This window comes from Paramesorhizobium deserti, assembly GCF_001558695.1.
GTDB classification, from domain to species: domain Bacteria; phylum Pseudomonadota; class Alphaproteobacteria; order Rhizobiales; family Rhizobiaceae; genus Paramesorhizobium; species Paramesorhizobium deserti.
In genome coordinates, this window is the sequence record NZ_LNTU01000012.1 from 175,631 (window position 1) to 187,839 (window position 12,209).

Genomic DNA, 12,209 nt, shown 5'->3' on the forward strand with positions numbered 1-12,209 from the left:
GTTGGTCTATTGCGGGGATGGTGTTACAACACTACCTATAATTCAAGGCGAGGTGGTGGTCTTTTCGCGATCACCGCTTCAGGACAATGGACGAGGCAGATATGGGCCGTTTTGCAGTCATCACCGTTTCCGATGCAGCCGCCGCTCGCGTGCGCGAGATCGTCGAGGGCCGCGAGGGTGCGCAGGGTATCCGCGTCGGCGTGAAAAAGGGCGGCTGCGCCGGCATGGAATATACGATCGATCTGGTGACCGAGGCCAAGCCGGGTGATGACGTCGTCGAAAAGGATGGGGCGAGGGTGTTCGTCGCGCCGGAGGCTGCACTTTTCCTGCTTGGCACGCAAATGGATTTCGAGGTGACGACGCTGCGCACCGGCTTCGTCTTCAACAATCCGAACCAGACGTCGGCCTGCGGCTGCGGCGAATCGGTGGAACTGAGGCCGGCATCGCCCGATGCCCTGCGGCAGGCGCAGAACGCAGCCTGACGCTTGCCCAAGGCCCGCGTCTCCCATGGACAATGACGATATCCGCGACCTCTTCTCGTCGCTTGGTCCCATTGTCATCAAGCGGCTTTTCGGCGGCAAGGGCATCTATCATGACGGCCTTATCATCGCCATCGAATACCGCGACGAGATACTCCTGAAAGCCGACGAAATCACCGCGCCCTTCTTCGAAAAGGCGGGATGCACGCAGTGGACCTATGCGGGAAAGAATCCGTCCAAGCCGGTCGCCATGCCCTATTGGAGCATCCCCGGCGACGCGCTCGACGACCCCGACATCATGGCCGAATGGGCGCGCCGCGCCTATGAGGCGGCGGTGAGAACCCGGAAATAGTCAGCTCCGGGAGGTGGTCAGGCCCGTCCGCGCCCATTCTTCGAAGCCCCGCGCTTTCACACCTGAAACCACATCTTCCACGATTTCCTGCAGCTCCGCCCGCGTTGCGCCATCCCGCGCCTGGATCGAAATCCCCTGCATGACCGCGGACAGATGGCGTGCGAGGCGCTGAACCTCACCTGTGCTTGCGAACGGCCGAAGCGCTTCCGCAATCCGGTCCCGCATGGCATCGCGCCGCTCGGCCGCATCGCGGGCAAGCGTCGCATGATCGGGGTTGCATTCCGTCATGCCGCTGGAGATCATGCAGCCCGGTTCACGGTCTGGGTGGGTTACGGCCCGAACCGCTCCCTCCAATAGCGCCCGTACGGCCTCGGCCAACGAAGCGGTCTTGTCGACCGAGGCAAGATCCAGCGAACCGAACTTCTCCTCATAAAGATCGAGCGCTTCCTTATAGAGGCCCGCCTTGCTGCCGAAAGCGGCGTAGAGGCTCGGCGGTGCAATGCCGATTTCCCGGGTCAGGTCGCCGACCGATACGCCTTCATAGCCGTTGCGCCAGAACAGCCGCATCGCCGTCTCGATCGCCTTCTCCCGATCGAAGGTCCAGGGCCGCCCGCCGCGTGGGTTTGTCTCTCGTTTCATAGCGATCACTAAACAACCCTTGACAAGCGAAGTCAAGGGAAGGTTGAATAGTGATCACTAAACAACATGGAGCAAGCATATGCATCACTCACGACGAACATTCCTCTCCGGAATCGCCGGCTTTGTCGCTCTCGCTATCGGAACGGCCTCCGTAGCGCCGCAGGTCCGCGCGGCCCCGGCCGCGACTGCGGAAACAGTTTTGAAAGAGAAGGGCGTTGCCCGGGAAACATTCTCCGTCCACTCAAGCGACGGCACAATGCTGGTCGGAGAGGCACAGGGCGATCCTGCGGCTCCCGAAATCCTGTTCATTCACGGCCTGCGCCAGAGCCGCCTGAGCTGGGAGAAGCAATTCGACGATCCTGCGCTCAAAGGCTTCCGGATCGTCAGCTTCGATCTGCGCGGCCATGGCGATTCCGACAAGCCGGCTTCGCCCGATGCCTATTCCGACGCCGATAATTGGGCGGACGACGTGGCGGCTGTGATCAGGGCGGCAAAACTTCGTCGGCCGGTGCTGGTGGGCTGGTCTCTCGGCGGTTATGTGGCGGGCGCGTATTTACGCAAATATGGCGGCTCGGATATCGCCGGCGTCAACCTGGTCGATGCCGTTACGAAGCTCTCCGCCGATCTTCTGACCGGGGAAGCGGCAGAGTTCACCCGCACCACCACCTCGCATGATCTGGCGGAGCGTACTGCGGCCACGGCTGACTTCCTCGCCGCCTGTTTTCATCGCTTGCCGTCAGATGAGGAGATGCAGCGCATGCTGGTCGTCAACGGCATGACGGCGCGCGTGGTGAACGAGGGTTTCGTGGCGACGAAAACGACCGATCTCGAACCAGCTTTCAAGACCTATGATGGGCCGATCCTGCTGACGCATGGCGTTCATGATCGGCTCGTCCGCGTCGCGATGTCAGAGCGGATCAAGGCCATTCATCCGAACAGCCGCCTTTCGCTTTTCTCCGAGAGCGGGCATAGCCCATTTTACGAGGAGCCGGTTCGCTATGGGCGGGAGCTTGCCGAATTCGTGACGGTTGCAAATAGGTGATAAGAAGATTGCCGCCGTATCCCAAGGCAGGGAGATGACGGCGGGGATCTACCGGATACCGCGCTCGGACAGGAGCTTGACGGCGTGATGCGTCGGCAGCGTCAAGCGTTCCGGCAGGTCTGACAGGCTGAACCAGCCTATGCCGCCATGTTTTTGGGGTTCGAGCAATTGCGGCGTGCCGGTGAAGCGATCCGCATGGAATATGGGTGAGAACCAGTGCTGCTGCTCTTTGTGGAAGAGCTGTTCGCTCGTCCCTATGAGGGAGAGCGAAATGGCGTCGAGGCCGGTTTCCTCCAGCGCCTCGCGACGGGCAGCCACTTCCGTTGCCTCCAGAAGATCGACCTTGCCGCCAGGGATACCCCAGGCACCGGCCTCCGGAGATTTCTTGCGCTGGAGCAGGAGGATGCAGCCTTCCTTCAGGAAGACGACGCCGCATCCGACTCCGGGCCGCTGCATGGGCAGGCCGGTCCTTAAATCTTGGCGTCGATCAGCATGAAGGCGGGGATATCATCGCCGAAGCCGACGGGCGCCGGCTCGTCGTCGCGGTCACGATCACGCTTGCGGCGGTCCTGTTCGTGCTGCGGCTTGCCGCGGCGTTCTTCATTGCTCTTCTTGATCGCTTCGCGATGGGGCTTTTCCGTGCGGTGCGCCGGCGCCTCCTCTTCGGAGATGCTCGGGGCTTCCACTTGGGGCAGCGTCTCATCGTCCTGCTGGCTGGGCTTGCGGGCCCGACTGCTTTTTTCCTTGCGGTCGGCGCCCTTGCCGCGCGCCGTGCGGCCACGGCGCGGTGCTTCATCGGTCTCGGTCGAGGGGGCGAGGGTGGAAAGATCCCCGTCGAGCCACTCGATATCATTGCCGATCAGCTTCTCGATCGATGCGAGATATTTGACGTCGGCGGGAGTGACGATGGTGAACGCCTTGCCGGAGCGCCCGGCGCGGCCCGTGCGACCGATCCGGTGAACATAGTCCTCCGAATGGATCGGCACGTCGAAATTGAAGACATGGCTCACATCAGGGATGTCGAGGCCGCGCGCGGCGACATCGGAGGCCACCAGCAATCTCAGCTTGCCTTCCCGGAAGTTGGCCAGCATCGCCATGCGGGCGCGCTGATCCATGTCGCCATGCAGCGCGCCGGCATCGAACTCGTGTTTCACCAGCGAGCGGAAGAGATCCGCGACATCCTTCTTGCGGTTGCAGAAGATGATGGCGTTCTTCAACTCATCGTTCTCGGCGCGAACGAGATCGCGCAGCACTGCGCGCTTCTCCCAATCCTTCTTGCCCGATTTGACCAGGCGCTGGGTCACGGTCGTCGCCGTCGACGCTGCTTTCGCCACTTCGATGCGGACGGGCGAATGCAGGAACTGTTCCGTCAGCTTGGTGATCTCCGGCGGCATGGTGGCCGAGAAGAACAATGTCTGGCGGGTGAAGGGGATCAGCTTGCAGATGCGCTCGATGTCGGGAATGAAGCCCATGTCGAGCATGCGGTCCGCCTCATCGATGACGAGGATCTCGACACCGGTCAGAAGCAGCTTGCCGCGCTCGAAATGGTCGAGCAGGCGGCCCGGCGTGGCGATCAGCACATCGGCGCCGCGCTCCAGCTTGCGCTCCTGGTCCTCGAAGGAGACGCCGCCAATGAGGAGCGCCACGTTGAGGCGATGGTTTTTGCCGTATTTGGTGAAATTTTCCTCGACCTGCGCGGCGAGCTCGCGCGTCGGTTCAAGGATGAGCGTGCGCGGCATGCGGGCGCGGGCACGGCCCTTTTCCAGACGCGTCAGCATCGGCAGGACGAAGGAAGCGGTCTTGCCGGTTCCCGTCTGGGCGATGCCGAGGACGTCCTTGCGCTCCAGGGCGTGGGGGATGGCGCCGGCCTGAATGGGGGTCGGTGTGGTATAGCCCGCGGCTTCGACAGCGGCGAGCACTTTCGGAGACAACCCGAGATCGGCAAAGGTGGTCAATGGAGGCGTAGCTCTCTCGTTGGAAGTTTTATCACGCCAATCCTGTCAAGGCGACAACGTCAAAAGCAGTGACAGAGCTGCTGCAAAGACAAGAAAAGCGCCAATCAATACGCTCAGCGTTTACTTGCAGGAACGCGTTACGTCGCAGAGGCGCAAAAGTCAACCAAAATAGGGCAAAAATCCCGCGAAATACGGGCCGTTGGCGAACAAGTTGTAAAAGCGCGGTTCCAGTTTGGAAACATTCCATTGTCGAAATGTTTTCGCGCGTCAATAGAGGAATTGCTCTGTCAGAATCCGCTCGTTCCAGGAATGGTCCTTGTCGAAGAGGATCGTGGCCGTTTTATCGGGTGCCTCGCTGACGATGACGGAGGTAACGGATTTGACTTCGGTGTGGTCGGCGACGGCGTTGACCGGCCGCTTGTCACCTTCAAGAATGTCGAAGCGCACCGTCACGTCCTTCGGCAGGAGCGCGCCGCGCCAGCGTCGGGGCCGGAAGGGGCTGACCGGCGTCAGCGCCAGAAGCGGCGAATCGAGCGGCAGGATGGGTCCCTGCGCGGAGAGGTTATAAGCCGTCGATCCGGCGGGGGTCGCCACCATCACGCCATCGCAGATCAGTTCCTCGAGGCGGACCGTATCGTCTATGCTGATCCTTATCTTCGCTGCCTGATAGGATTGGCGCAGGAGCGACACTTCGTTGATCGCCAGGGCCATGACGGTGCCCCAAAGCTCTGATTCCGCCCGCATCATCAATGGCCGGATGGTTTCCGCATGGGCTGCTTCGATGCGCTCGCGCAGGCCTTCCTCATGGTAGGCGTTCATGAGGAAACCGACGGAGCCACGGTTCATCCCGTAGATCGGCTTTCCGGAATTCATGAAATCGTGCAGGGTCTGCAGCATGAGGCCGTCGCCGCCGAGCGCCACGATCACATCCGCATCCTCGGGACGTTCCTGGCCATAAAGCGCCGCCAACCGGTGCGCCGCCTCCACCGATTCCTCTGCATCCGACGATATGAAGGAAAAGGAATTGATCTTCCGGTTCATGGTCTTCCATGGGCAGGTTGGCGGAGCCAATGGCTATCACAGAGAGCCACGATATGCGAAGTCCTTTATGCGCCTTTGGGAAAATGAGGTTTTCTAATGGCAACTTCGCAGTTTTGTGCAAATGGCGGAGGGGGTGGGATTCGAACCCACGGTACGATCTCTCGCACGCCGGTTTTCAAGACCGGTGCCTTAAACCGCTCGGCCACCCCTCCAGCCAAAGAAATGGTGCCCCCGGACGGACTCGAACCGCCGACCCCCTGATTACAAATCAGGTGCTCTACCAACTGAGCTACAAGGGCATTGATGCCGAGTTAGCACAATCAATCGATCTGTAAAATGAAAATTCGTAAGAGAGAGGGGGATAGCTCGACAAGGTCGAAGTTGAACTTCGGCTACAAATCATTCTTCAGGGCAGTTCACAGCAGATCGTGTTGCGTCCCTGCTGCTTGGAACGGTAGAGCGCCTTGTCGGCAAGTTTCAGCAGGCCGCCGGCGGATGCGAGCTTGTCTCCCGACAGAACCGAGAAGCCGATGCTGACGGATATCTTCCCGTGCGGACTGCCGGCATGATCGAGTTCGCATGAGCGGGTGGCGGTGAGAATCCGGCCGGCAAGCCGCTGCGCACCGTCATGGTCGAGATCACAGGCGATCACCGCAAATTCCTCGCCGCCATAGCGGGCGACGAATTCGTCGGAAGGCGTGAGCGTCTCCCTGATGGCCGCGGCGATCCTGCAGAGGCAAGCGTCGCCTTCGAGATGTCCATAGAGATCGTTGAAGGCCTTGAAATGATCGACGTCGATCATCATCACAGTAAGGGGACGGCCGCTCGGCCGCGCCCGGGCAAAGGCCTGGTCCAAGAGATCATCGAACTTCCGGCGGTTCGGCAGCCCGGTCAACGGGTCCTTTTCGGAAAGTTCGCGCAGCCGGCGATTGGATTCCAGCAATTGCCGCTCCAGCTCCGTCTGCTTGCGGATGGTGGTCAAAAGCTCGTCTTCGATCGTCTTCTGCGCGGTTATATCGACGCTTGTCGCCAAGAGGCGCAGAGGCGAGCCGTCGGCTGTGTATTCGACGATCTTGCCACGGCTCATGATCCAGAGGTCGCTGCCATCGTCTTTAGGTACCCGGTAGACGGATTCGAACCTATCCCTGCGCCCGCTGACGACTTCATTGAAATCGGCGATAACCCGAGCCTTGTCGTCGGGATGGACGATGTCCCAGCCCTCGCGATATCCCTGAGCTTCGTGCTCCCGCCCCACGATCCTGTAATATTGCGGCGAACGCCAGACGCGGTTCTCGACGATGTTGTAATCCCATAGCCACTGGCCGGCGTTTTCCAGGACGTAATTGGCGCGCAACTCGCTCTGGCCGAGCGTTGCGGTGACGCGTTTCTTGTCGGTTATGTCCACAAAGACGAAGGAGAGGCCGGCGATTTCGCCGAGATCATTGGTAACCGGCGCACCCGAAATGAGATGACAGCGACCGGATGTCGGACACCATATTTCCCGGTCGGGAAGGGCTTCGCCCTTGTCGGCCAGGGCGAAAAGCTCATCGAGCGGAAGAAGGTCGACGGGCAGGAGGCTGTCCATCCTGCGGCCCTCGATGCTCGCACGATCGATGCCCTTTATTTCACCGCCGAAAATCTCGCACAGGCAGTCATTGGCGTTGAGCACGATACCGCTGCGATTGACGAAGCACAGCCCGACCGGAACCCTGTCATATATCGCCTCGATCTGCAGCAGGCGCTTTTCTCCGGCTCCAGCCTGCTCCGCGAAGAGGTCATTGCGTGATGTGTGGGTAATCATTACCAGCCCGCCCTGTACACCTCATGCATCAATCGAAATAAAGCAGAGCGCATGCCTGTTACACGCCTGTTAATAGAGGCCGTTTGTCACGATGAGGGGGAAGGGGTGTTCCAACCATTTCATGAAAAGTGCGGTCCGGGTCTTGCAAAGCCGCTGCTGGTCATACAAAACTGCCCGTCAGCCAGCGTCTTCTTTTTGCCGCCGGAGCGTCACATTCTTTTAATGTCGTGTCAACGAATCGATGGCAAGAGTTTTGAGTGGGCTCATTCCGTGCCACTGATTGCCGCGCTGGGCGCTGCATTGGGTGGAAAGCGGTACTGAAATGAATTTGAGACGGGGACGGCCAATTGGCGGCTGAAAATTATTCGTTGGTCAGATACTGGTCGAGGCGTTTCGATCTACGCATCGCCGGTGTCGTCATCCTTGGCGCTTTGGTCGCGGCTTGCGCCTCGCCGCAACCCAAGCAGAAAGCCAAGCATCGCTCCAAGGAATATTTTGCCGAATCCGAATATGGCGTGAAGGCCAGTCCGCGGGTGATTTCCGGCAGCGTGTCGAAGATGCCGCGCGGCGGCGGGCGGGACCAGTTGGGCAAGCCCTATAAGGTGAAGGGCAAGTGGTACTATCCCAAGGAAGAGCCGGGCTATACACGGACGGGTAAGGCTTCGTGGTACGGTTCCGCCTTCCATGGGCGGCTGACGGCGAATGGCGAAGTCTATGACATGACCCATCTCTCCGCCGCCCATCCAACCATGCCGCTGCCAAGCTATGCGCGCGTCACCAATCTGGCAAACGGCAATTCCGTCATCGTCCGCGTCAATGATCGCGGCCCTTATGCGCACGACCGCGTCATCGATCTTTCGCAACGCGCCGCCAAGCTGCTCGACTATCAGCATCACGGGACCGCGGATGTGAAGGTGGAATATGTCGGCCGCGCGCCGCTGGAGGGGCGCGACGACGCCTTCCTGATGGCTTCCTTCCGCAGCGGCTCCGATCCGGTCGGTCAGCCGGCAAGCGGCGTCATGATCGCGATGAACGGGCCCACGCCCACCGCGCCGATGCCCGATGCACTTCCAATGCCCGCCATGGCGAGCGCCGCCGCGGCGCAGCCTCTGCCACCGGCGCCGATGCCGATGCCGGACATGCCTGGAGAAGGCATGCTGCAGCCGCCGTCTCCGCCCGGATCCCTGGCATCTCCGGGTGATCCGGTCCTGCCTGCCGTCGGACCGATCGTGATCGAAAAACCCGCTATCCTCATGGGCATCGCCCATGCGCCAGGTGCAGCGGTTTCCTCCGCGCTCGCCGGATATGCGGACGAACGCGTCGCCGCGGCCAATAGCGATATCGAAGCCAGCGCCTATGCGAGCGTGCTGACATCTTCGGCCATTTCCGATGCCTGGAAGAAGATCGGTGTGGAAAAGGCGAATGGCGGGATCGGCGAATATGTCGATGCCGGCTTCTTCAGCGACAGGCAGGAAGCTGATCGCATCGCCGCCGCGCTCGCTCCTTACGGCAAGGTTCAGCGCAGCAATGTGCCGACCGAGAACGGCGAGCTCTATGGCGTCACGGTTGCCGGCAGCAGCGACGCTCTTCTGGAAGCGGCATGGGCGGCGGGCGCTACCGACGCCTTCGTGGTGCGTGCGGAATAAGATAGCTGTTTCACAATGTGGTAACGACCGGCGCTGCTGCGCAGTGTATTGGTGGTCGATCTTATTCAGGTTAAAATTGATCCGCGGTAGCTCTATGCTGTTCAGCGATATTGGCGCATGATTCATACGTCGAACAATTGAAACCGGGATCATGGGCAGGCGAGGGGCCGGGGCTGACATGCCGTCGATCAGATATACGGTGGGTATGCTATGCGGGCTGATCGGAGCGGTGATTGCCGCATCTGTTTGCCTGGCTCAGCCTTTCGAAACCAGGGCCCAGCAGGCGCTGCTGCTCGATGAGGCGACCGGCACCGTGCTTTTTGCCAAGAATGCCGACGATTTCATTCCACCCGCCTCATTGGCGAAGCTGATGACGATGGAAGTTGTTTTCGCCGCACTGTCGAAGGGCGAATTGTCGCTCGATCAGACATTTCCGGTCAGCGAATATGCCTGGCGTACGGGCGGCGCGCCGTCGGGCACCTCCACCATGTTCGCCAAGATCAAATCGACGCTGCGGGTGGAAGATCTCATACAAGGGGTGATCGTCCAGTCGGCCAATGACGGCTGCATCGTTCTTGCTGAAGGCATGGCGGGGAGCGAGGACCAGTTCGCGCGGCGCATGACGGAGCGGGCCCGAACGCTCGGTCTCGAAAAATCCGTCTTCGTCAATTCGACCGGATTGCCCGCGCCGGGCCAGAAGGTGTCGATCGCGGAACTGGTGAGCCTTGCCCGGCACATCCACCGGGCATATCCGCAATTCTACAGATATTACGCGCAGGAGAGCTTCACCTGGAACAACATCCTGCAGCGCAACCGCAATCCGCTGCTGCGGCTCAATATCGGCGCGGATGGGCTCGGCACCGGCTATACGCAGGAATCGGGATATGCGCTGATCGCGTCGGCCGAACGCAATGGGCGCAGGTTGTTTCTCGGCATGAGCGGCCTCGCCAGCGACAAGGAGCGCGCCGAGGAAGCCCGCAGGCTTATCGAATGGGGCATGGATAATTTCGAGGACGTGCTGCTGTTTCCCAAAAACGAGAATGTGGGCGAGGCGAGCGTCTATGGCGGCGAACAGTCCCACGTCAGACTTGTGACGGGGGAGGCGGTCGAATTGCTGCTGCCGAAGCGGGATCGCCCGCCGCTCAAGGCTCGCATCGTCTATAATGGCCCGTTGCTGGCGCCGGTCGAGGCCGGCAAGCAGGTGGGATCGCTGAGGATCTGGATGGGCGACGATCTGGTCCAGGAAAAGCCGGTCTTCACCGCCGAGACGGTCAAGGAGGGGGGGATCGGCAAGAAGGCGTTCGACGCTGCGGTCGAGCTCTCCACCGGCTGGATCAGACAATATCGCTGAAAGAGTGAATGGCGAATGGTGAATAGTGAATGGAAATGCTCTATTCGCTACTCACTATTCACTGCCGATTGTTCTAAAAGCCATGCTTCATGTAGGAGAAAGCGCGTTCCGTGGCAGGATTGTTCATCACGTTCGAAGGCGGTGAGGGGGCCGGCAAGTCCACCCAGATCAAGCGTCTTGCCGCGCATCTGGCGGAGGAAGGAATGGACGTGCTGGTCACCCGCGAACCGGGCGGTTCTCCGGGCGCTGAAGCGGTGCGCCATGTCATTCTGAGCGGCGCAGCCGAAGCCTATGGTCCGGCGATGGAAGCCGTGCTTTTCGCCGCCGCCCGCAATGATCATGTGGAACAGTTGATCCGGCCGGCGATCGCGGCCGGCAAGACCGTGCTCTGCGACCGTTTCATCGATTCGAGCCGGGTCTACCAGGGGGTGACCGGCGGCCTTGATCCATCCTTGATAAGCGCGCTCGAACGCGTGGCGATCGACGGGATGATGCCGGATTTGACCATCATCCTGGACCTGCCGGCGGAAAAGGGGCTGGCGCGCGCCCTGCACAGGCGAGGGGAGGAGGCCGCAGACCGATTCGAGAAGGAGACGCTTGTCGTCCACCAAGCGCGGCGCGAGGCGTTTCTCGCGATCGCCGCGGCGGAGCCTGGGCGCTGCAGGGTTGTCAATGCGGACCGGCCGATGGAAGAAGTGAGCGCGGAAATCATCGAAATCGTCGGGAAACCGATCAAAGATCAATCAAAAACTCCAGAAAAAACCGAGAAGAAATTGGCCAAACCAGCATGATCGGCGAACTGGCGACGCAGGAAACCCATGACGCGATTGACGGCGCTCCGACGCCATCGGCGAACGCCTTTCTCGCGGGGCATGAGGATATCCGCGCTTTTCTCGCCCGTGCCTATCGCACGGGGAAGATGCATCATGCGCTGCTGTTCGAGGGACCGCGCGGTGTAGGCAAGGCGACGCTGGCGTTCCATCTGGCCGGCCATATGCTCAGCCATGCCGACAGCGCCCAGGCACCGGCGGACATAGCCTCTCCGGATTTCGGAAAGCCGCTTTTTCGGCAGATCGCCGGCGGCACGCATCCGGCCATCCTGCATGTCGACCGCCCACTTGATCAGAAATCCGGAAAGTTCAAGACCGGCATCACGGTGGAGGAAATCCGCCGGGTGACGCATTTCCTGACCCGCACCTCGCATGACGGTGCCTGGCGGATCGTTATTGTCGACCCGGCCGACGACATGAACCGCAATGCGGCCAACGCGCTTCTGAAAACGCTGGAGGAACCGCCGGCGCGCGCGCTTTTCATCCTGATCTCGCATTCGGCCGGGCGTTTGCTACCGACGATCCGCTCGCGCTGCCAGACGCTGCAGTTCAAGCCGCTGGAAAGAGCGGCGATGCAAAGGGCGTTGGCTGCGATCGGTCCGGGTATCGGCTTCGATACGAGCGACGGGGAGGGGGCGGCGGCCCTGATCGAGCGCTCGGAAGGCAGCGTGCGCAAGGCGGCGCTGCTGATCGCCCATGGCGGCCTCGAAATAGCGCAAACCACGGATGCGATCCTGGAGACGGCGCATTTCGATCTGCCGAAGGCGCAGGCGCTCGCCGCGGCCATAGGCGGGCGCGAGGCGGAGATCCAGTACGACCTCTTTTTCGATCATGTTCTCCAGCGCATCGCCGATCGCGCGCGCCGTCATGCGGGCGAGGGGGCAGTAGTGCTTGCCAATGCCTGGTCGGCCTTCTGGGACAGGGTCCGCCGGGAGGCGATCGAGACGCAGGCTTTCAATCTCGACAAGAAGCAGGCGGTTCTTATTCTTCTGGAGAAAACCCAGCGCGCTTTCCAGAACGGCATTCGGTGATAGGCGAACGCCCTCACAATTCCGTACGCCCGTAGCTTTCGC

At 61.0% G+C, this 12,209-nt stretch carries 12 protein-coding genes and 2 tRNA genes; 7 read left to right on the forward strand and 7 right to left on the reverse strand.

Annotated elements, in window-relative coordinates; all coding sequences use genetic code 11:
• Positions 1–101: 101 nt before the first annotated feature.
• Both sufA and ATN84_RS09920 read left to right on the forward strand, forming a co-directional pair.
• Positions 102–482: a Fe-S cluster assembly scaffold SufA gene (gene sufA / locus ATN84_RS09915; protein WP_068881965.1), complete on the forward strand. Its 381-nt coding sequence runs from the start codon at positions 102–104 to the stop codon at positions 480–482.
• A gap of 25 nt (positions 483–507) precedes the next feature.
• On the forward strand, positions 508–831 hold the full coding sequence (locus ATN84_RS09920) for a TfoX/Sxy family protein (RefSeq protein ID WP_068881491.1): 324 nt from the start codon (positions 508–510) through the stop codon (positions 829–831).
• On the opposite strand, the gene ATN84_RS09925 is transcribed toward ATN84_RS09920, so the two are convergent.
• Positions 832–1,470, reverse strand: a complete 639-nt coding sequence (locus tag ATN84_RS09925; protein WP_068881492.1) for a TetR/AcrR family transcriptional regulator — start codon at positions 1,468–1,470, stop codon at positions 832–834.
• A gap of 79 nt (positions 1,471–1,549) precedes the next feature.
• On the opposite strand from ATN84_RS09925, the gene ATN84_RS09930 reads away from it, so the two are divergent.
• Positions 1,550–2,512, forward strand: coding sequence for an alpha/beta fold hydrolase (locus ATN84_RS09930; protein ID WP_068881493.1), 963 nt, complete (start codon positions 1,550–1,552; stop codon positions 2,510–2,512).
• A gap of 48 nt (positions 2,513–2,560) precedes the next feature.
• Here ATN84_RS09930 and ATN84_RS09935 read toward each other — a convergent pair whose 3' ends face one another.
• From ATN84_RS09935 to ATN84_RS09960, 6 genes are all read right to left on the reverse strand, one after another.
• A complete protein-coding gene (locus tag ATN84_RS09935; protein ID WP_068881494.1) occupies positions 2,561–2,968 on the reverse strand; it encodes an NUDIX domain-containing protein in 408 nt (135 codons plus the stop codon).
• 14 nt (positions 2,969–2,982) lie between these two features.
• Complete coding sequence (locus ATN84_RS09940) at positions 2,983–4,467, reverse strand: DEAD/DEAH box helicase (RefSeq protein WP_068881495.1); 1,485 nt, start codon at positions 4,465–4,467, stop codon at positions 2,983–2,985.
• A gap of 267 nt (positions 4,468–4,734) precedes the next feature.
• Positions 4,735–5,508, reverse strand: a complete 774-nt coding sequence (locus ATN84_RS09945; RefSeq protein ID WP_068881496.1) for an NAD kinase — start codon at positions 5,506–5,508, stop codon at positions 4,735–4,737.
• A 122-nt stretch (positions 5,509–5,630) separates the two neighbouring features.
• Positions 5,631–5,720 (reverse strand) — tRNA-Ser (locus ATN84_RS09950).
• Positions 5,721–5,731: 11 nt separating this feature from the next.
• Positions 5,732–5,807 (reverse strand) — tRNA-Thr (locus ATN84_RS09955).
• A gap of 107 nt (positions 5,808–5,914) precedes the next feature.
• Positions 5,915–7,309: a sensor domain-containing diguanylate cyclase gene (locus ATN84_RS09960; protein WP_068881497.1), complete on the reverse strand. Its 1,395-nt coding sequence runs from the start codon at positions 7,307–7,309 to the stop codon at positions 5,915–5,917.
• A gap of 347 nt (positions 7,310–7,656) precedes the next feature.
• Here ATN84_RS09960 and ATN84_RS09965 point away from each other — a divergent pair, with 347 nt between their 5' ends.
• The 4 genes from ATN84_RS09965 to ATN84_RS09980 all read left to right on the forward strand — a co-directional run bounded on the left by ATN84_RS09965 (position 7,657) and on the right by ATN84_RS09980 (position 12,167).
• The gene (locus tag ATN84_RS09965; protein ID WP_068881498.1) at positions 7,657–8,955 is read left to right on the forward strand and encodes a septal ring lytic transglycosylase RlpA family protein; all 1,299 of its coding nucleotides are present in this window, start codon (positions 7,657–7,659) and stop codon (positions 8,953–8,955) included.
• 178 nt (positions 8,956–9,133) lie between these two features.
• A complete protein-coding gene (locus tag ATN84_RS09970; protein ID WP_068881499.1) occupies positions 9,134–10,306 on the forward strand; it encodes a D-alanyl-D-alanine carboxypeptidase family protein in 1,173 nt (390 codons plus the stop codon).
• 110 nt (positions 10,307–10,416) lie between these two features.
• Positions 10,417–11,097 (forward strand): dTMP kinase, encoded by a 681-nt coding sequence (gene tmk / locus ATN84_RS09975; protein WP_068881500.1) that lies wholly within the window; start codon positions 10,417–10,419, stop codon positions 11,095–11,097.
• Positions 11,094–12,167: a DNA polymerase III subunit delta' gene (locus tag ATN84_RS09980; RefSeq protein ID WP_068881501.1), complete on the forward strand. Its 1,074-nt coding sequence runs from the start codon at positions 11,094–11,096 to the stop codon at positions 12,165–12,167. Before tmk ends, ATN84_RS09980 begins: the two co-directional genes overlap by 4 nt.
• The last annotated feature ends 42 nt before the right edge of the window (positions 12,168–12,209 follow it).

What these genes read in the sequence shown, in the direction of transcription:
- ATN84_RS09970 (WP_068881499.1), top strand. Translation starts at nt 9,134, where the DNA reads ATGCCGTCGATCAGATATACGGTGGGTATGCTATGCGGGCTGATCGGA.
- ATN84_RS09960 (WP_068881497.1), bottom strand. Translation starts at nt 7,309, where the DNA reads ATGATTACCCACACATCACGCAATGACCTCTTCGCGGAGCAGGCTGGA.
- ATN84_RS09925 (WP_068881492.1), bottom strand. Translation starts at nt 1,470, where the DNA reads ATGAAACGAGAGACAAACCCACGCGGCGGGCGGCCCTGGACCTTCGAT.
- ATN84_RS09920 (WP_068881491.1), top strand. Translation starts at nt 508, where the DNA reads ATGGACAATGACGATATCCGCGACCTCTTCTCGTCGCTTGGTCCCATT.
- ATN84_RS09935 (WP_068881494.1), bottom strand. Translation starts at nt 2,968, where the DNA reads ATGCAGCGGCCCGGAGTCGGATGCGGCGTCGTCTTCCTGAAGGAAGGC.
- ATN84_RS09980 (WP_068881501.1), top strand. Translation starts at nt 11,094, where the DNA reads ATGATCGGCGAACTGGCGACGCAGGAAACCCATGACGCGATTGACGGC.
- ATN84_RS09945 (WP_068881496.1), bottom strand. Translation starts at nt 5,508, where the DNA reads ATGAACCGGAAGATCAATTCCTTTTCCTTCATATCGTCGGATGCAGAG.
- ATN84_RS09930 (WP_068881493.1), top strand. Translation starts at nt 1,550, where the DNA reads ATGCATCACTCACGACGAACATTCCTCTCCGGAATCGCCGGCTTTGTC.
- sufA (WP_068881965.1), top strand. Translation starts at nt 102, where the DNA reads ATGGGCCGTTTTGCAGTCATCACCGTTTCCGATGCAGCCGCCGCTCGC.